Annotated in this window: 14 protein-coding genes and 4 pseudogenes; 5 read left to right on the top strand and 13 right to left on the bottom strand. The window is 64.4% G+C overall.

Annotation, left to right across the window (positions count from 1 at the left end; translation table 11 throughout):
• The first annotated feature begins 74 nt into the window (after positions 1 to 74).
• Both D573_RS0108660 and D573_RS0108655 read left to right on the top strand, forming a co-directional pair.
• On the top strand, positions 75 to 1349 hold the full coding sequence (locus D573_RS0108660; RefSeq protein ID WP_018938156.1) for a hypothetical protein: 1275 nt from the start codon (positions 75 to 77) through the stop codon (positions 1347 to 1349).
• 43 nt (positions 1350 to 1392) lie between these two features.
• Positions 1393 to 1725, top strand: coding sequence for a cupin domain-containing protein (locus tag D573_RS0108655; protein ID WP_018938157.1), 333 nt, complete (start codon positions 1393 to 1395; stop codon positions 1723 to 1725).
• A gap of 301 nt (positions 1726 to 2026) precedes the next feature.
• Here the strand turns inward: D573_RS0108655 and D573_RS0108645 are convergent.
• The 4 genes and pseudogenes from D573_RS0108645 to D573_RS0108630 form a co-directional block, all read right to left on the bottom strand.
• Positions 2027 to 3499: pseudogene (locus D573_RS0108645) on the bottom strand (amidohydrolase family protein).
• A 202-nt stretch (positions 3500 to 3701) separates the two neighbouring features.
• Complete coding sequence (locus D573_RS0108640) at positions 3702 to 4655, bottom strand: DMT family transporter (protein WP_051076215.1); 954 nt, start codon at positions 4653 to 4655, stop codon at positions 3702 to 3704.
• A gap of 243 nt (positions 4656 to 4898) precedes the next feature.
• Positions 4899 to 5219 (bottom strand): hypothetical protein, encoded by a 321-nt coding sequence (locus D573_RS0108635; protein WP_018938161.1) that lies wholly within the window; start codon positions 5217 to 5219, stop codon positions 4899 to 4901.
• Positions 5220 to 5460: 241 nt separating this feature from the next.
• The gene (locus tag D573_RS0108630) at positions 5461 to 5799 is read right to left on the bottom strand and encodes a hypothetical protein (protein ID WP_018144270.1); all 339 of its coding nucleotides are present in this window, start codon (positions 5797 to 5799) and stop codon (positions 5461 to 5463) included.
• Positions 5800 to 6326: 527 nt separating this feature from the next.
• Here D573_RS0108630 and D573_RS0108625 point away from each other — a divergent pair.
• Complete coding sequence (locus tag D573_RS0108625) at positions 6327 to 6800, top strand: SgcJ/EcaC family oxidoreductase (protein ID WP_018938162.1); 474 nt, start codon at positions 6327 to 6329, stop codon at positions 6798 to 6800.
• Between the two features lie 124 nt (positions 6801 to 6924).
• Here the strand turns inward: D573_RS0108625 and D573_RS0108620 are convergent, their stop codons facing one another.
• On the bottom strand, positions 6925 to 7641 hold the full coding sequence (locus D573_RS0108620; RefSeq protein ID WP_018938163.1) for a nuclease-related domain-containing protein: 717 nt from the start codon (positions 7639 to 7641) through the stop codon (positions 6925 to 6927).
• Positions 7642 to 7931: 290 nt separating this feature from the next.
• On the opposite strand from D573_RS0108620, the gene D573_RS0108615 reads away from it, so the two are divergent.
• Positions 7932 to 9050 (top strand): alpha/beta hydrolase, encoded by a 1119-nt coding sequence (locus D573_RS0108615; protein WP_018938164.1) that lies wholly within the window; start codon positions 7932 to 7934, stop codon positions 9048 to 9050.
• Between the two features lie 36 nt (positions 9051 to 9086).
• Here D573_RS0108615 and D573_RS14585 read toward each other — a convergent pair.
• The 8 genes and pseudogenes from D573_RS14585 to D573_RS0108580 all read right to left on the bottom strand — a co-directional run.
• Positions 9087 to 9195: pseudogene (locus D573_RS14585) on the bottom strand (transposase); the annotation flags it as partial.
• A gap of 24 nt (positions 9196 to 9219) precedes the next feature.
• On the bottom strand, positions 9220 to 9369 hold the full coding sequence (locus D573_RS14685; protein ID WP_018938165.1) for a hypothetical protein: 150 nt from the start codon (positions 9367 to 9369) through the stop codon (positions 9220 to 9222).
• 132 nt (positions 9370 to 9501) lie between these two features.
• On the bottom strand, positions 9502 to 10626 hold the full coding sequence (locus D573_RS0108605; protein WP_018938166.1) for a site-2 protease family protein: 1125 nt from the start codon (positions 10624 to 10626) through the stop codon (positions 9502 to 9504).
• A gap of 247 nt (positions 10627 to 10873) precedes the next feature.
• Positions 10874 to 13561, bottom strand: a complete 2688-nt coding sequence (locus tag D573_RS0108600) for an AMP-binding protein (protein WP_018938167.1) — start codon at positions 13559 to 13561, stop codon at positions 10874 to 10876.
• 343 nt (positions 13562 to 13904) lie between these two features.
• Positions 13905 to 14090 (bottom strand): annotated as a pseudogene (locus D573_RS0108595) (hypothetical protein); the annotation flags it as partial.
• Between the two features lie 151 nt (positions 14091 to 14241).
• Positions 14242 to 14979: a transposase gene (locus D573_RS0108590; RefSeq protein WP_018938169.1), complete on the bottom strand. Its 738-nt coding sequence runs from the start codon at positions 14977 to 14979 to the stop codon at positions 14242 to 14244.
• Between the two features lie 155 nt (positions 14980 to 15134).
• Entirely contained in the window at positions 15135 to 17132 is a 1998-nt protein-coding gene (locus tag D573_RS0108585) for a S9 family peptidase (protein WP_018938170.1), read from the bottom strand.
• Positions 17133 to 17614: 482 nt separating this feature from the next.
• Positions 17615 to 17845 (bottom strand): annotated as a pseudogene (locus D573_RS0108580) (diguanylate cyclase domain-containing protein); the annotation flags it as partial.
• 65 nt (positions 17846 to 17910) lie between these two features.
• Here D573_RS0108580 and D573_RS0108575 point away from each other — a divergent pair.
• Positions 17911 to 18023: transposase (locus D573_RS0108575; RefSeq protein ID WP_018649543.1), on the top strand; the 113-nt coding region annotated here is incomplete at its 3' end.

The following is an 18023-nucleotide window of genomic DNA, read 5'->3' as shown; positions in this document are numbered from 1 at the left end:
GGCGCGGGACAAGGCAATCCCGCTGTCGGGTCCGGTATCGCGCGGCCCGGATGAGTCAAAACAGGGAGAGAAACATGCCAGGGAAACTGATCGCGGGCGGCCTCGTGGTCGCCGCCGCCGGTGTCGGGTATTACCACTACGAGGTCCGGCAGGTCGAGCAGAAGCTCGACGACATGGTGGAGATGCTCCAGCCGCTCGGCACGTTGCACTACTCCGACGTCGGGTTCGGCCTCGGGGGCGAACTGCACGTCAACGGGCTGCTGTTTGAACCCAACAACACGGCCATCGGCCGCATGCGCGCAGACCGCATCACCCTGGAAGCCGGAAACCTGTGGCGGCTCGCCCGGCTTCGGCACACGCTGGATGCCCGACGCCTACCGCGGCAGCTCGGGTTTTCCGTGCACGGGCTGACCCTGCCCGCCGGCATCGCCGCAGGCGCGCAGGGCGACACGCCTGCGCTGTGGCTCGACACTGCCGGCTGCGGGGCCTATCAGGCCGCCCCGCCGGATGCGCTGATGGCCGCCCTCGGCTATCGCGACATCCCGCTGGACTTCGGCGCCCACTACCACCTCGAAGAGGACCGCAACAGCCTGACCGTGCAAAGCACGTTCGGCATGGGCCCACTGGGCCAGGGCTCCTCCACCGGACACTTCGACATCCAGGCCACCTCGAACCGGGTTCGCGATCTCGCTCCGGCGCTAGTGACCGCCTCGCTACAATCCTTGACCGTGGGGTACGCGGACCGGGGGTACTACCCTGCACTGATGGAATTCTGCGCGAACGAGATGGAGATGGCTCTCGAGGACTATACCGAGCACCACAAAGGCGCCTGGGTCGAGGCCTGGCGACCCTTCGGCGTGCAGCCCGGGCCCGGCATGGTCGATGCCTACGGACGCTTCATCGAGGATCCCAAGGACGTTTCGCTGCGCATTGGCCCGATCGACAACCCGACGCTCCTCTGGGCCAACGCCGACACCCCGACCCACCTGCTACGTCGGGTCGAGTCCAGCCTAACCGTGGCCGGAAAACACTACGGTCGCGTCGATCTGCGCCCCGTCACCCCGGGCCCCGCCAGACCGACGACGACCGAGAATACGAACTTGCATACGGGCCCGGCCGCCTCGGCCACGGCACCCGATTTATCGCCAGTCCCGAACATCGCACTGAATGCCCTGGGCGACCACATCGGCCGCAATATCCGCATCCAGCTCGCCGACGGGCGCACCCGCGATGGCGAACTGCTCGGAATCGAGGAGGAGCACATCCGTGTGCGCCGACGCTTCGGCAGCGGCTACATGGTCGTGCCAATCGCGCTGTCCGACATTGCCGAGGTGCGCCCACTCCGCTGAGGCCTGCGCGCCCCGCCATTGTAGAAAGCTGCTGGAGCACAACATGGCATTGCACCACGCCACACCCGGAGAGATCGTGGACGTCCGCCCCCTGGGGAAAGAACTGCGCGGATCAAAAAGTGCAACGCTGCTGCGTTCGGAACACTTGCAAGTCTTCCGCGTCGTGCTCCCCAAAGGCGAAGAGTTCAGTGATCACGCCGTACCCGGAGAGATCACGGTCCAATGCCTGGAGGGCTCGGTCGATTTCCGTATCGGGGAAGACAAGGTCCAGCGACTCACCGCCGGTGCCCTGATCTATCTGGATGGGGGGCAGTCCCATGCCCTCAAGGCGCTGGAAGACGCGTCAGTCCTGGTGACCATCTACCACCCGCGATAGCCAGATCAACCGATATTTGGCGTGATTCCACGCCACCATCCCGGACTGCACCGGGCCGGTTCCAGGCCCAGGCGCCACTCAGCGCTTGCTTGAGACGGAACCGACTGCCTCTGCGCGCTCGAGTAGACCGCCCCCCGAGTCCCATCCTCGCGCAGGCGAGATGACCGGGGCTGACCTTGCCCTTTGCCCATCCACTGCCAGCCGAAATGCCCGGGGTCGAACCTTGCCCTTTGCCCATCCGCCGCCAACCCGCCGACTACTAAATCCGCAGGTAGAATTCTGAGCCCTGCCGGCAGCGACTTTACAGGGTGTTCCGGTACATCCGCCCGCCCTTCATGATCAACCGCAACGAGTTCTCCGGCTCCGCCAGGAAGGACAGATCCCGCTCCGGCTCCCCGTCGACCACCAGCAGGTCTGCCAGGCCGCCGGGCTGAACAACCCCCAGACCGCTGCCGTAGGGCGCGCGCGGCCCGGATAACGCCAGGCAGCGGCCGTTGTCCCCAGTAGCCATGCGCAGTACCTCGAGGGGTTCGCAGAAGCGGGTCATCTTGGCCAGCTGACGCCCCTGGGTATGGGTCTTGTCGGGGGCAAACAGGATGTCCGTGCCCCAGGCGGTCTGTACCTCATGCTAGCGTGCCCACGCGTAGGCCTGTTCCGTACCCCTGGCCACCCGCGTCTGCTTCGCCACCTGTTCCGGATCCCGGTAAACGTTGGAGTCCTCGTCCTGGAGAAATGGCTGCAGGCTCCACCAGACGCCCTCGCCCGCCATCATGCGGACCGCCTCCTCGTCTGCCAGCTGGCCGTGTTCGATGCAGCCGACACCGGCGCGGATGGCGCGCTTGATCCCTGCGGGCACGTAAACGTGCACCGTGGCGTAGGTGCCCCAGTCCCTGGCAGCCTCGACACCCGCGCGCAACTCCCGCTCGGTGTACTGCACGCTATCCAGGGGATCGTAGAGGGAGGCCACACCGCCACCAGCCATTAGCTTGATCTGGCTTGCGCCCAGCATGAGCTGTTCCCGCGCGCGACGGAGCACCTCGTCGGCGCCGTCGGCGATCACCGAAACCCCGGAAAGCTCCGTCTGGGTGGGGCCAGACAGGGCCGTGCGCGGTACTTCATGGCGCATGCGGAAATCACCGTGCCCCGAGGTCTGGCTGATCATCGCGCCGGAGGGGAAGATGCGCGGCCCCGGGGTAACGCCTTCGTCAATGGCGCGCTTGAGAGCGAAGGCGGGGCCGCCCACGTCGCGCACCGTGGTGAAACCACGCATCAGCGTCGCCCGCGCCTCGCGCGCCGCCTGCAGGTGAATGTAGGCCGGATCCGCCGTCAGGGCGGTGCGCATGTCCACCCCCGCCAGGGTGGTATGCCAGTGGGCATCGATGAGTCCGGGCATCACCACCCGTCCTCCGCAATCCACACGCAGAACACCCTCGGGCGCTGCGTCCGGCGTGATCAGATCGACGATCCGCTCACCCTGGATCAAAACCGCCACGCCTTCCCTCAGATGGAGGGACTGGCCATCGAACAGCCGCAGATTCACCAGTAGCAGGGGGCGATCCGGCAGGCCCGGCCGCTCATCCGGCCCGGCCGCTACTCGGAACCCGGCGAACATGCCCACCAGCGCCGCCATGCCTCCCAGCATACGCCGGCGGCTGATGTCCGCCTCGATACGCTGCATGGCGCGCATGGTCTCCGGCCGGCCGCACAGGCACGACATGCCCCCCCCGGGGTGTTCGGTACCGCAGCAGGGGTGGGAGTGGACAGGCTCGTGCATCACTGGGCTCCTTGGGCAAGGCCGCTGACCAGTAAACACCGGGAGACGTCCGCGCCGCCCGATCCCTAGTTCAGATTAGCAGGGATGAGTCATCTTGACCCTCATTCTCATCCCTTTGTCTCTTTCGAAACATTTTCGGAAGTTGAGCCGTGACGGCGATATCGGACCCCACGAATCCAGCTCCCCGGAGCAAGTTCAAGCGCTAATCAGCGCGAGGTTGGGGCGGAACCGATTGCTTCTGCGAGCTGGAATAGACGCTCAGGGCGGTCACGGTCAGCAGGATCAGTCCCATGCCAAAGACCTGGAGTGCGCCCAGGGTCTCGCTCAGGAACACCACGCCGAACAGCGACGCAGTCACCGGCTCGACCATCGCCACGATGGACGCGACAGCGGGTGCCGTGTGGTTCAGGCCGATAATGTAGAAAATGAACGACAATCCGGCGCCCAGCACGCCCAGTATCACGAACAACGGCCAGCTCGGCGTGCTCAGCACAGCCACGGTCTGGTCGGGATCGCCCAGCCCGAACAGGATGACGACCAGGACCGCGAACGCGATCACCAGAATCGCCTGCGGGCTGCCGTGGGGTGCCGCGAACTTGAACCCGAAGATGAAGACCGCGTAGGACAGCCCGGAAGCCAGACCGGCCCCGGCGGCGATCGGCGTCACGTCACCGGCACCGATATCGTAAATACCCGTCAGCAGCACCACACCCAGCATGACCATCGCGATCGCGAGCCACTTGAACAGGGTGGGTTTTTCGAGCCCGAGTGCAAAAGAGACGAGATAAACGAATACCGGCGCGCAGTACATCAGTGTCGCAGCCACCGCGACACTGCCCTCGGCGATGCTCAGGAAGTAGAAGGTGAAGTTGCCCGCGACCCCCAGGCCGGCGATCGCCGACCAGAACCACATGCGGCCACTGGCCAATCCGCTGCCATGCGGGCGAATCGCAAGCCAGGCGAGCACGAACAGCAGCCCGATCGCGCCCCGGTAGAACGACACCACCACCGGATCCCAACCCTGGCCCGTGAGAATGCCCCCAATCCCGCCGGACAGCCCCCAGGAAAACGCCGCCAGGGCGACGAACAGCGTGCTCAGACCCACCACTTTTTCGGATGAAAGCGACCTCAGCGGGTTCGGTGCGCCCTGTGCCATTCAGCCAGTCCCTATCGTGGGTCGTGAGTGAGTCCCGACCCGTCGATCTGCTGGTCGGCGACATGTTTCGCGTTGACCCCGCGATGGGTCAGCGAAACGCCGCACAATATAACAGCGCCACACGTCGTGATGTTGTGAGACATCAACGAGCGCGGGACATTGGAGAAGCCCTTGCCGCTTGGGTGGAGGCGCGGCGCGGAAGGACGGCCTGAGCCCTTGCCGCCCTCGCGGCTCCCGGGAAAATCAGTCGTGGACGATGATACGCGCGCCGGCGGGGTCGATATCGACGCGGGAACTCGAATACTCGCAGGCGTCCGCGATTTCCTTCAGCTCTGGCATATTGTTGAGCTCCGCCAGTTTCCGCAACAGGCCGCCTTCGCAGTCGCATTGCATCCCTCTGTCGGGATCGGCTGTGCACTTGAACTCACCCCCATCCACCGACCAGTCCATGCCCGGTGGCATCTTCATGATCACCGGCTCCTCGCGCCTCACCTGCATCTTCACCCGATCCGCGTTCTGCCCGTCCTGCCAATCCACGGTCGGCAAATTGTCTCTGGCCATCATGTCACTCCTTCCATCCGAATATCCTGCGCAGTGTCACGAGATTTATGCCCATCGTGCGGGGCGCCTTCCGACCTTTGCTTTGATGCCGGGCCGCTTTCCACGCTCGAAAAAATAGGCCGATGTCAGGCTGGCGTCCGTACGGTTTCAAACATATCGAAGACCGTGGGTGTCCTCTTTCTCCTCTTTCTGACGGGCAAGCGCGCCCGCCAGTTCAGGCAGGACCGCCAACGCCGATCCATGCTCAACCCGCCTTGGCCTTGGGTTCACCCCACGCCTCGACCACGTGCAGATGCGACTCCAGCGAGGCCCTTGGATCCTGGGCGTATTCGCGTACCGCGCCCTCGATCGCCCGGAGTGCATCATCGGCGCCGAGTAGCTTCACCAGAAACCAGGCCTGATCCACCGGATTGGCATCCCGGCCGGGCGCATCGAGGCCGGTCAGAGTCTCGTCGCCGATGGACCCCCTGAGGGATTGGTACAGCGGCCGCAACACCTGCGCCCCGTACTGCTCCGCGAGATACTCGCACTGCTTCGCCACCCGAGAGTTCGCCTCGGGTTGCAGGATGGCTGGTTTGTTCATGTCTTCTCCTTGAGAGCCCCTGAAGGCCCCCCTGATCAACGGCCCCGTCCGCGTCGGTGCCCCATTGTTCCCGGGACCAGACGCGTCACGCAGACCAGTAGTCATTCTTCCGGCACGGGATCCAACGCAGCATTGCGGGATAGGGGCCCCAAGCCCGAAGGGGCTCGAGACACGTCGCCACGCGCGCTAAGGGTTGGTTGCCCGTATAACTCCAATCCATCCCGCAATCCTCATGAATGACTGGTCTGTGACATTGCCAACCCACCCGAAAACTCTGCGTAGCCAGCCCTCGCCCGTCTGTGCGGGGACACACAAATACGCCTCACAACCACGCGCGGCGCGCATATCCATTGTGCCACTCAAGCCGACGCGGCGGGGCCTATTTGTGCGGGAAGGCGCCGCGGCTGCTCCTCTGGCGACGCCGGCCTGCCAAATCCGCAGTAGACCCCATAGCGCGGGCTCACTGGCACTCAGGCCGCCACTCCTGTACACAGGGGCGCCTGTCACAAACACCATCCGGAGCTTGCATGTCCAGGAAACCGTTCCTACTGATCGCCTTGCCCCTGGCCGCACTCATGGCGGCCCCTGCTTGGGCCGACGACGGCGAGATCCAGCGCATCCTGGAGGCCAAGGGGGCCGCATGGGAAGCCGGCGATGGCGAGGCCTGGGCTCGCGACTATGCGGAGAACGCCGGGGTAATCAATCTCGTCGGCACGCGCCTCGAGGACCGTTCGAGCAATGCACAACGGCATACGGACTTGCTGCAGGGCCCCTTTGCCGGAACCTCGCTAAGCGTCGACGTACAGGACATCATCCTGCTCGGCGACGACACCGCCTTCGCAGAAGTCATGTTTCGGGTTGCGGGCATTGAATCCATGCCGGAAGGCCTACCGGACCGCGGCGACGGCGAGCTGCACACGCGTATGAGCTTCCTGTTCGAGCGCCACGATCACCACGGCTGGCAGATCCAGTTCGGACAGAACACCGCCGTGCACCCATAGCAGCCGTCGGGATCAGACCTGGCCTTTCGTTCCCGCCGGAACCCTCCAGGGGCAAACGGCAAGGTCTGACCCCATAGAGATTCAACTCTTAGCGTGGTCCGACGCCGCTATTTCTCTGGCCGATTCAGCCCTTCAGGGTCGCGATGGCCTGCACCGTGTTCTCCTTCACCGGGCGCGGCCGCTCCGGCTTGAAGTTCCGGATGTACTCGACCACCTCGGGGCCGGTGAGCACGGGTACCGACAGGTCGGAAGAACGCCCCAGCGAGACATCCGGGTGGGTGAACAGCACGATCGGCTGGATCCAGCGCTTCGCCTTGCGGCTCTTCAGATATTCACTCAGCAACCACACCTGCTTCTTCACCTGCCTGATGGGATTGCGCATCTCCTCGCCATAGCGGTTTCCGCGACGCCCCGTCTTGCTCACGGTCCATTGCGACCGGCTCTCGTCACAGTCGATCGCCCCGTTGTTGTGCTTCACCTCGATCACGAACACCGCCTCCGGTCCGGTCACCACCAGGTCGGTCTCCACCATCCCGGTGCGGGACTGTTCGCTGGGCAGATCCATCTGATTGAAGATCGCAAATGAATCCGGGAGCTTCGAAAGCCAGTCCAGGGCCGCATCCTCGCCGCGCGCCCCCGCCTCGATCACCGCGCTGCCACCGATGCTTCCATACAGGGCCGCCACGCCCGCAAGCGCTACGAGCCCTACGAGCGGATGAATGAAGAAGGCCGCAACCGCGACCGGAAGGCCCAGGATCAGGACCAGATTCCGCCCCTTCGCCTGAATCGCCTTCGACTCCTCAGTCAATCGATTCGCGGTCACATACCGAGTATTCGCCATGGCCCCTTCCTTTTCATTGCCGGAACGAATCGAACGCCTCCACGATGCCAGATTGAGCCCGACTACTGGACCGGCTTCGTTCCGCGGCAGCCGGATTACTGCGTAAGCCACGCCGGGGTCAGACCTTGCCTTTTCCGTGCGTTACCGCGGTCCGACCCCGTTATAAGATCCCGATCCGGCAGCAACCTCTTGATTGCAAACTACTGCTGGAGGTCCGACCCGGTCACTCCGGATATAGACTTAGGGTACCGACGGGAGTGATACAGCTCATCTGACAGGAGAGTAGTCGCATGCTTCGCATCGCTGCTGTGTTGCTGGGTCTCCTGATCCTTACCGGCTGCATTAGCACCCAGAGCTGGGAGGCAACGCGCGTGCTGCAGGACATCGAGGCCGGCGCGGGACCGAGCACGCTGAAGGCCCGCACACCCGAGCCCGTGCGCCAAACGCTCACGCTCGAGACGGGCGAAGGTGACATCGCGGCCGACCTCTATCATCCCCAGCAGGATGTGGGGGCCCGCATCGTCCTCGTGCCGGGCTTCACGCCACAGGGCAAGGACGACCGCCGGCTGGTGCAACTCGCCACTACGCTGGCGCGGGCACGCTTCCTGGTGCTGGTGCCCGACCTGCAGGGTACGAAAGACCTCAGTGTGCGCCCCGAGGATGCCGCTGCCATCGGTGATGCCGCGGCCCTACTGGCCCGTCTGGAGGTGGACCGCGCCACCGATGAACAAGAGGTGGGGGTCGCGGCGATCTCTTATGCCGTGGGCCTTGCAGTCCTGGCGACGCTGACGCCGGAGGGGGAGGAGGCCATCGACTTCCTGGTCGCGATCGGCGGCTACTACGACACGAAGAACGTGATCACCTTCTCCACCACAGGGGCGTTCCGGGAGCCCGGATCGGCCCACTGGCAGACGCGCACGCCTGACCCGCAGGCGAAGTGGATCTTCCTGCGCGGCAATCTGCACATGCTGAATGACCGCGAAGACCGCGCGATTCTCGAAGAAATCGCGCGGCGGCGCATGGGCGACTCCGAGGCCCCCATCGACGACGTGGCCGATGATCTCGGCGATGAGGGGCGAAGCCTATTGGCGTTAATCCTGAACGATGACCAGGAGCGCGTCCCGGCGCTCCTGGACGATCTCCCGGCCAGCGCGCAGGCGGCCATCGAGATGCTGTCCCTGACCAACCGCGACCTCTCGCATCTTTCCAACGGTGCCATCCTGATCCACGGTCGAGCCGACACGATGATCCCGCACACCGAAAGCGAGCGCCTCGCCCGTGCAATCGGCGACGCCGACCTGCACCTGATCGATGGCTTCTCCCACATCGATCCGCAAGGCGTGGGCCTCATCGGCCAGTGGCAGCTTATCCGCGCGGTGACGGACCTGATCGCGCGGCGATCGGATTGACCCTGTCGATGGTAACGAGGCCCGAGCTCGTCATGCGGAATATAAATCCTCGCCACACAAACACGCGCGGCGAACACAGCGACAAATGCAGCGGTAATTACGGTGTCGCCTCGACCGAGACGAGCCCCTTCCTGGCTCGCGTCATCAGGACCCTCCTTGGCCCATGGCCTCACCCGAAAACCGAGCCCGACCGCCTCAGACCGTCAAGCAGATCATGGGTGTCCTCTTCTTCTCTCAGCTCGTCGATCGCCATATCTTCGTTGGCAGTGACGGGGTCGGGGGTGGTGAACTCCTCCACCGGTACATTCATCGACGTCATGTCCAGCACTCCTGTGATTGCTGCAGCCCACGGTATCAGATACACGCGAGCGTATCGGGCCCGGCCCTTCCCAAGGTGATGCGTCCCTGTGCAGTTGGCCTTCCATGGCTGCCCCCCTTTGTCTCCCTGGTTCTAGCGCTTGACCTCCATGTGGATCTCGATGGTGCGCAGGAGCTTCTGGCGGTCGATCCAGCCAATGGCCCGGCCGGATGCCTCCAGCACCGGGATCTGGTTGAGGTTGTGCTCACTCATGAGCTGCAGGATCTCCTCGGCCTGCGTATCCGGCGCAACCTGTCTCAGCGAATCCGCGGGGGTCATGATGTCGGCGATCCGGGTGGTCGCCCACCGCTCCCGCGGCACCTTGCGGCTGTCGCTCAAGGTCACCAGCCCCTGCACCCGCTCTGGCTCGCCGACCAGAAAGGAGCGGCGCCCATCCGGCAGGACGCCCTGGTCGATCCACTCCTGGATGGACGCATCCGGGCTGACGAAGGGCGGCTCCGGATCGGCCAGATCCCGCGCGCGGACACCCGCCAGCCGGTCGCGCATCTCGTACATCCGCCCCTGCCCTTCGGCCATGGTCAGCAGGAACCAGGCGATCAGCATGATCCAGACGCCGCCGATCAGGTTGCCGATCACTACGAGATTCCAGAAACCGAAGCCGAACAGGAGGAACGCCACCATCCGCCCGCCCCAGACTGCGGCCGCCACCGCCTTACGCGGGTCGCCGGTGATCTTCCACACCAGCGCCCGGAACACCCGTCCCCCGTCCAGCGGAAAACCGGGGATGAGGTTGAATACCGCCACCACCAGGTTGATGAACGCCAGCCAGCCCAGCGCCACCGACACCGGCTCGTACCAACCGGAGGCGATCTGCGCGAGCCCCCCGAAGGTCAGCGCCAGGCCCACACTGACTGCTGGCCCGGAAATCGCGATCCAGAACTCGTCGTCCGCGCGCTCGGTGTCCCTTCCCATCTGGGCCAGCCCGCCGAAGATGAACAAGGTGATCGATTCCACCGGCACACCCCGTCGGATGGCCACCACGCTGTGGCCCAGCTCATGGGCCAGAATGGAGGCAAAGAACAACAGGGCCGTCACCACCGCGGTACCCACCACCATCGGCAGCGTCCACTCCGGAAACTGGTAGTGGAAGCCGGTGCTCATGGTCGCCAGCAGTAGCAGGAGGATGAACACCCAGCTCACGTGGATCTGGATGCGGATACCGCTGATGTGGCCGAGGACCAGGACCGTCTTGAACATACTTCCGCTCCTTGCAAGGGGGGAGCGGCCCCGTATCGAACAGCCAGGACCACCTGACATCCATTATGTGGCCCCGCGGCACCGCCCGCACAGGAGAGAGACCCCCGACGCCGGGTTCAGACCTTGCCTTGTGCTCACAAAAACCGGACGGGGAAAAGGCAAGGGCTGAAGGTAGACCCCATTTTCTTGCGCGGGACCCCGACGTGTGCGCGGAAACCTGGTCCGGCCCCGTCAGACCGTCAACAAATCAGGAGTGTCCTTTTCTTCGCGTGTCTTCGGCCGCGGGGTCTCCTCCCAGGTCCCCGAGTGCTGCCTGAAGGGTCTGCACGATCTCGCGCTCATCCTTGCCGTAGGCATCAACCGAAATCGGCTCGCCAATGACCACGCGCACCTTCTTGCCAGGCCGCGGGAACACCCGGCCCGGGGCCATAACCTCGCGGGTGCCCTCGATCCATACCGGCACCACGGGCACGGGCTGTGCTGCGAGCACCAGCCCAATGCCGGGCCGCAGGCGCTGGAGATCACCGTCCGGGGAACGCTGCCCTTCCGGAAACCAGACCAGGCTGTGGCCACGCTGCACCGTCGCAGCGGCCTGCAGGAGACTGCGCCGCGGTGCCGCGGCGGGATCGACCGGCAGAATACGCGCAATGCGACTGAACGCGCGGGAGAACCGGTTGGAAAACAGATAGGCCTCCAGACCCGCCCAGTACAGCGCCTCCAGCTGCCGCGTGCTGAACGCCGGCAGCAACGCCAGCGGGTCCACGAAGCTCAGATGGCGCGGCGCAATGATATGGGGGCCCGCGTCTGGCCCCGGGAGACGGCCCCGCACCTCCACGCGCATCAACAGACGGGCCAGCAACCGCGTAGACCCAAGGAGCAGACGCCCGGCCACCCGGCCGGCCGATCCCGGCGGTTCCAGCGCCCTCTGCTGGACATCTTCAAGGAAAGACTCGGGATCCTGGAGCTGCTGCTTGAGCTCCCCTCGCCCTTCCTTCGCCTCCGCGGCTCCGGCCGCCTCCTTCAGCAGGTCACGCACCGTTTCCACGCGCTCGATCGCCGAATCGTCGAGGTCGATGGCGGCGCGATCCTCCAGCGCAAGCGTCAGATCCACCCAGTTGAGCGAATCGATCCCGAGTTCGTCTGCCAGCATGCTGTCCGGCGTCAGACGCAGGTCATGAAACCGTTCGGCAAGATAGGTCCATGTCTGCTCCGCCGCGGGATCCGAAAGCAGCTGCTGGTCTTCCGGCGCCCAGGATTCCGACGAAACCGGCTCCGGCCGCGCTTCGGAAACGGTGTCCTCCCGACCCAGCTCCTCGAACAGCTCTTCCAGCTTGTGCCGACGCAACTTGCCCAGACGCGTGCGCGGCAACGGGTCGAGCGCAACGCGCACCGTGCCCGGGCGATGATGGCTTGGCAGTTCCTTCGCCGCCCGGTTCACCGCCTCCTTCAGGCGCTTCTCGAGATCGTCGCCGGTCACCTCGCGCAGCAGACCCGATTCGGGCACAACGACAGCGGCCAGGCGATCTTCGTGCGCCAGAACCCCGGCCTCGCGTACGTCGTCGATCATCTTCAACGCATCTTCCACCCGTTCCGGGTCAACGTTCTCGCCACCCGAGAGGACGATCATCGAAGATTCCCGCCCGTGCAGGTGCAGATAACCGTCATCGTCGATCTCGCCGGTATCGCCGGTGCGGTACCAGCCGTCTTCGTCCAGGGCTTCCTTGGTCTTGTCCGGCAGGTTCAGGTAGCCGGAGAACACGTTCGGCCCGCGCGCCATCACCTCGCCACGCCCGTCGCCAGACTGCGAATCGTCGATCTTGAGCTCGACCCCGGGCAACGGCAGACCGGCGGCCTCGATCTTGAGCCGATCCGGCGGGTTGTAGGTCAGGATCGGGGAGGTCTCGCTGAGGCCGTAGCCGGTCGCCACGTCCCAGCCCAGCGCCTGCAGGTTGCGCGCCAGCTCCGGATCGAGCGCCGACCCGCCAGCGACGACCAGCCGCAGGCGCGGGGCCAGGCGACTGTGCAGGCCCTTCAGCAGCCTCCGGCCGAGGTTGAGACCGAGCCGGCGGCGCGCCAGCCTGGAGACACCGATGATCCGCCGGAACACGAACGCCGCCAGCCCGCCGCGCCCCGCGACCCGATCTTCCAGGGCCTGCCACACGGCCTCGTACAACCGCGGCACCCCAAGCATCACCGTGGCCTCGCCCTCGCGAAGCGCGCGCACGATCTGCGGACCCACTAGCGAGAACGGCACGATGATCGTCGCGCCCAGGGTCAGCGGAATCAGGATGCCCACGGTAAATGGATACACGTGGTGAAACGGCAGGGGCACCAGCACCCGATCGCGATCGTCCGCGAGCTCCTGGTCGCACAACGCCTCCACGTTGCTGCTCAGGTTGGCATGCGTCAGCGGTACGCCCTTCGGCGGCCCCGTAGTACCAGAGGTATAGAAGATCGCCGCGATATCATCCGGGCGCGCCACCGGGTCTGCCGGCTCCTTCGCAAGAAGCCCCTCCCAGGAATCCGCAGCATCGGCGTCCGCATCGAACAGGTAGGTGCGTACCTCGCCGAGGGCCTCGGGGAGCCGGTCCCTGAGCTTCGTGGTGGTGAAGATGAACCGCGGTGCGGAATCCGAAATCGCGTGGTCCAGGTCCTCGCGCGGCATCTGGGTATCCAGGGGCACCAGGACCGCACCGGCATTCATCACGCCCAGAGCCGACACTACCCACTCGGCGCTGTTGGGAGCCAGGATAAGGACCCGGTCGCCCTGCTCGACTCCGGCCTGCTGCAGCCCGGCCGCCAGGCGCCCCGCCCGTTCGAGCAGTTCCCCCCGCGAGAGGGCATCGGAGCCATCGCGGCTCATGGAGACGACCGCGTCCTGGTCCTCGCGAACGGAACGGGAAGACAGCAGTTCCCCGATGGTTTGCGCGCTCATCCTGAAATCTCCCGTACCAGAGCCTGCTCGCCCCGTCAGGCCGTGAGGCGGCGGCACGGCAGCTTCGCCAGCAGCGCCTCGCGGCGTCCATCACTGTATCGAGGCATGATTCGCCGTCTCTGTCATCCCCTCGAATCTGGGAGCATAGAACACAGAGGGGCATCTCGAGTTTCACAATCCCCGTTCTGGCCGGACTGACGGGGGTGCCAGGTCCTCAAGGCCCCCGCGCCTTGATGACCTGGCGGAACAACAAATCACGGGTGTCCTCTTCCCACATGGGTTACCGGGCATCCCGACCGATCTCCATCGGGCCCAGACCTGAGGCATCCCCACGACCGAAGCGTCAGCGAATACTCGTGTCGTCCTTTCCGGGTGGGTCGACGCGCCATTCGGCGTCCGCGAACTCGCCAATGACCCGCACATCCACACACGCCACCTGCTCTGCAATGATGCGGCGCACCTCGTCCGACTGGTGCGCCTCCATCGCATCGCGCTGATCCTTCGATTCCCAGTGCGCGATGGCCAGCAACCGTTCCGCGACGGGGTCGGACCACGACAACCTACTGACTTCATGGCGTTATATCGGCGGCGACGGGGTCGGACCACGACAACCTACTGACTTCATGGATTTATATCGCGCCAACCGCCCTTTCTAGAGGCTTATGCGCCCCATTTCGCCGTCAAAACCGTTGATCAACCCCATAACTCGCCCCATCGTCGCGCACCCATGCGGTATCCCCCGTCTGTTCAACGTGGCGCCCCGGCGACCGCACCCCCAACGCCCGGTGCACTTCGTCCACATACGACCGGTCCCCTACCGCTACGGCCGTCGTCCACCACTCATCCCGACTGGCGCGATCCGAGGCCAGCGCCTCCTCCACCCACAAACGATGACACTCTCTCAGCTCAGCTACGGAACCGATCTCCAGCGTATCCAGCAGGGCCTGCTCATCAATGACTCGGTAACGGTCCGGTGGTGCCTGGATCTCCCGATATCCGCTGGCTTCCCACTCCGATGGATGCTTCACCACCCCAGCCCGGACCATGTTCAAGTCGATGTACACCAGGCAGCGCGCGAGGTGGGCCCCGGTCTGCACGGCAGTGGCATGGTAGCGGTCTTCCCAGAAAGCGCCCTTGCGCGCCTTCCGCCGGTTGTATGACTGGCCAACCCGGCCCGCCATCAACTGCATGGAACGCGCAATCTCGCCTCCGCCCCCATCGCGCATCAGCAGGTGTACATGGTTGGAGGTCACTATGTAGTTGAGCACACAGAGTCCGTAACGCTGACGCGCCTGGTACAGCCAGTAGCGCCAGAGCCTCCGGTCGCGGGCGAACTTCAGCAGAAACTCTTGCTTGTGACAACGATGGGTAACGTGCCAGACATGGCCCGGCAGATGATGGCGATTCGCCCGTGGCATGGCTTCCCTCCCTGGAACGCCCATTTGATGGCCGAAATGACCGCTTTAAGCTCGAATCGCGCCCTTTCTAGACCGGTTTACCGCTGTTTTTCCGTAGGTTACCGAGGTCCGACCCCGTTATGCCCAGCCTCGCAATCAATGCCTCGCTCTGCGGATCACGGTTTATGGCTCTCAAACCACTCGAGGATGAGTTCCAGGCGTTTGACCAGATTCACCGGAGTGCCGTCCCGGGACAGGTTGTGGCCTTCGCCATCGAATACCGCCAGCTCGCTCTCTACGTCGTTATTAAGCAGCGCGTAGAACCACTCCTGGCCCTGTCCGATCGGGGTCACCCGGTCATCGGTAGAGTGGATGATCAGCGTCGGCGTACTCACCTGGTCGGCGTACTTGAGCGGTGAGCGTCCCCAGTAATAGTCGTAGTTCGTCCAGATCGTGCCGCCAAACTCGGCATTCATCCTTGTCGGCACGTAGTCCTGGGTGCCGGCCTCAGAGATCCAGTTGGAGACACTGCGCTGGGTGACCGCCGCGCGGAAGCGATCGGTCTGCGTGGTGATCCAGTTGGTCAGAAAGCCGCCATGGCTGCCACCGGTCAGAAACTGGCGCTCCTCGTCGATCCAGTCGTAGCGCTCCAACGCCGCGTCCAGGGCCTGCATGTTGTCGCGGTAGTCCACCCCACCGTAGTCCTGGTACACCGAGGCCTGGAACTCGTAACCGTAGCCGGTCGAACCCCGATAGTTGGTGAACAGCATCGCGTAGCCCGCGCCCGCGATCATCTGAAACTCGTGGAACCAGCGATGGCCCCACATATGCGCCGGACCGCCACGAATGTTCAACACCAGCGGCCAGTCATCGCCGGCGTCGAACCCTTTGGGCCGTAGCAGGAACGCATCCACCGCGCGGCCATCCTCGACCTCGTAGCTGAAGCGTTCGAGCTCGGTCCGGTAACGTGATTCCAACAGAGTGTCGTTGAAGCCCGTCAGGCGTCGCGACTCGAACCCGTCACTGTCGGCGACGTGCACCTCCGGCATCCGGGTTTCGTCTTCGACCAGCAAGGCCAGGGACTCGCCGTCGGCGGCAAAGTCGATATCGCTGAGAGCGGCTTCATCACCGAGGACCACCTCGCTGTCACCATCGGGGTGCAAGCGAATCAGTGGACGGCTGCCGCGGAAGTCCGCCAATACCAGGGGGCGATCGAACCCCTCGGGCCACCAGGCCTGCGTAACGGAGAAGTCCATGCCATCGTGCAGTACCTTGTGGTCGTCGTTGTCGATCCCGATGCGGTGCAGTTCCACGGGACGATAACGGTCGGACTGATAGAGAAAGGCGACCTGGCGCCCGTCGGGCGAGAACAGTGGGTCGGTGACACGCCCATCGGGCGCGGACAGCTTGCGTTCCTCACGGCTTTCGAGATCGAGCAGGTAGATGTCCTGATTGAAGCTGCCGTCGTACTCGCGGCCGCTGCGGTCGACATTGAACGCCAGGAAGCGGCCATCGGGCGAAACCGTCGGGTTGTTGTGGTTCCACTCGGCGTCCCCTGCCAAACGCTCGAGTTCGCCGCTTGCCGAATCCAGCAACCACAAGGTGCGGCGGCTCTCATCCAGCCAACCCTGCGACTCACGACGGCTGAGCGGCCGCGAATAGACCTTCACATCCGCCTGCGGTGCGTCATCCCCCTGCTCCTCCTGCGCGGGATCCTCGACGGCCGGGTCGATGGTCAGGGTAACGATCAGGTGTTGACCATCAGGCAGCCAGGCAAAGTGAGAAAGATTGCCCTGTTCAATCTCGGTGATGGCATGGGCTTCACCACCGTCAATGGGTATCAGATGAATCTGGGCGTCCTCGTCGACGGTCCTCAAGAAGGCCACTTGCCGCCCATCGGGAGAAAAACGGGGATGACGATCGGACTCACCCTGGGTGAACTGGCTTGCCGATTCCGAGCCATCAGCCGGCACCATCCAGATGCTCGATTCCCGATTGCGGCGTTCATCGTCCACGCGACTGCGCACGAAGACGACATGGCCAGCATCCGGCGAAAGCCTCGTCTCGGTCGCGAACACGAAGTCGTAATAGTCGGCGGGCACCATCGGCTCCGGCGGCTCCGCCCATACCGACGGCGTGTAGAAGATGACGATCAGCAACAGTGTTCGGGTCATGGAGTCCTCGAGGGAAAGGAAATGCTCCCGAGTTTGCCGCAACGAGATCATGGGTGTCCTTTTCTCGCCCGCCTGCGATGGACGTTCCGGGTCGCCGCCTCGACGACGAATGCGCATTCACCGTCTCCCGGCCGCAACGGTTCGATACCCCGCATCCCGGCAAGCGGCCGCGCAAGGGTTTGTACCCAACCATCGATCGAGAAGCCGCCCTGCAGAAGCCGCTGTTCCACTCCATCCGCGGAAAAACGCCGGGGTCAAACCTTGCCTTTTGCCTTCCGCCGGAAACTTCCAGAGGCAAAAGGAGAACTCTGAGCCCATAGCTCACCAGGTGGCGTGACCCAAACCAACGAGTCTCCGGGAAACCCGGGGCGGTTCACGCGCTTCCCGGCAGACGATGGCGATTCGCCCGCCGCATGACTTCCCTCCCTGGAAGTGCCATTTGATGGCCGAAATGACCGCTTTAAGCTCGAATCGCGGCCTTCCTAGACCGGTTTCGTTCGGTTATTCCGCACGTTACCGAGGTCCGCCCCCCTTACTTCTCCCCTTTTCCGCTTCACCCGGTACATTTCGCCATCCGCACGGCTCAGCAAGGTATCGGCGTCCTCTCCGTCAGCGGGATAGCAGGCCACGCCAATGCTACAAGACGGTATGATCCCGCCGAACTCGGCGCCCAGGGGCTCGTCCATGGCCGATTGAATGTGCTCGTGTCGCCTTCCCGTAAATTCGGTCCATTGAAAACTGGAGGTCTCCGGGCACACTAGAGCCAAAGGAGGCCGAGATGCGCAAGAGTCGGTTTACGGAAAGCCAGATTGTTCAGACGCTGAAGCAGGTCGAAGGCGGCCGGAAGGTGAAGGACGTCTGTCGGGAGATCGGGGTCTCGGAAGCGACCTA

This window comes from Thioalkalivibrio sp. AKL9, from assembly GCF_000377825.1.
In the GTDB taxonomy this organism is placed as follows: Bacteria; Pseudomonadota; Gammaproteobacteria; order Ectothiorhodospirales; family Ectothiorhodospiraceae; genus Thioalkalivibrio; species Thioalkalivibrio versutus.
This window is presented reverse-complemented; position numbering and strand designations above follow the sequence as displayed.

Coding starts and splice junctions, on each gene's coding strand:
- D573_RS0108590 (WP_018938169.1), bottom strand. CDS start 14,979: ATGCCACGGGCGAATCGCCATCATCTGCCGGGCCATGTCTGGCACGTT.
- D573_RS0108635 (WP_018938161.1), bottom strand. CDS start 5,219: ATGATGGCCAGAGACAATTTGCCGACCGTGGATTGGCAGGACGGGCAG.
- D573_RS0108600 (WP_018938167.1), bottom strand. CDS start 13,561: ATGAGCGCGCAAACCATCGGGGAACTGCTGTCTTCCCGTTCCGTTCGC.
- D573_RS0108620 (WP_018938163.1), bottom strand. CDS start 7,641: ATGGCGAATACTCGGTATGTGACCGCGAATCGATTGACTGAGGAGTCG.
- D573_RS14685 (WP_018938165.1), bottom strand. CDS start 9,369: ATGACGTCGATGAATGTACCGGTGGAGGAGTTCACCACCCCCGACCCC.
- D573_RS0108640 (WP_051076215.1), bottom strand. CDS start 4,655: ATGGCACAGGGCGCACCGAACCCGCTGAGGTCGCTTTCATCCGAAAAA.
- D573_RS0108625 (WP_018938162.1), top strand. CDS start 6,327: ATGTCCAGGAAACCGTTCCTACTGATCGCCTTGCCCCTGGCCGCACTC.
- D573_RS0108615 (WP_018938164.1), top strand. CDS start 7,932: ATGCTTCGCATCGCTGCTGTGTTGCTGGGTCTCCTGATCCTTACCGGC.
- D573_RS0108605 (WP_018938166.1), bottom strand. CDS start 10,626: ATGTTCAAGACGGTCCTGGTCCTCGGCCACATCAGCGGTATCCGCATC.
- D573_RS0108660 (WP_018938156.1), top strand. CDS start 75: ATGCCAGGGAAACTGATCGCGGGCGGCCTCGTGGTCGCCGCCGCCGGT.
- D573_RS0108585 (WP_018938170.1), bottom strand. CDS start 17,132: ATGACCCGAACACTGTTGCTGATCGTCATCTTCTACACGCCGTCGGTA.
- D573_RS0108655 (WP_018938157.1), top strand. CDS start 1,393: ATGGCATTGCACCACGCCACACCCGGAGAGATCGTGGACGTCCGCCCC.
- D573_RS0108630 (WP_018144270.1), bottom strand. CDS start 5,799: ATGAACAAACCAGCCATCCTGCAACCCGAGGCGAACTCTCGGGTGGCG.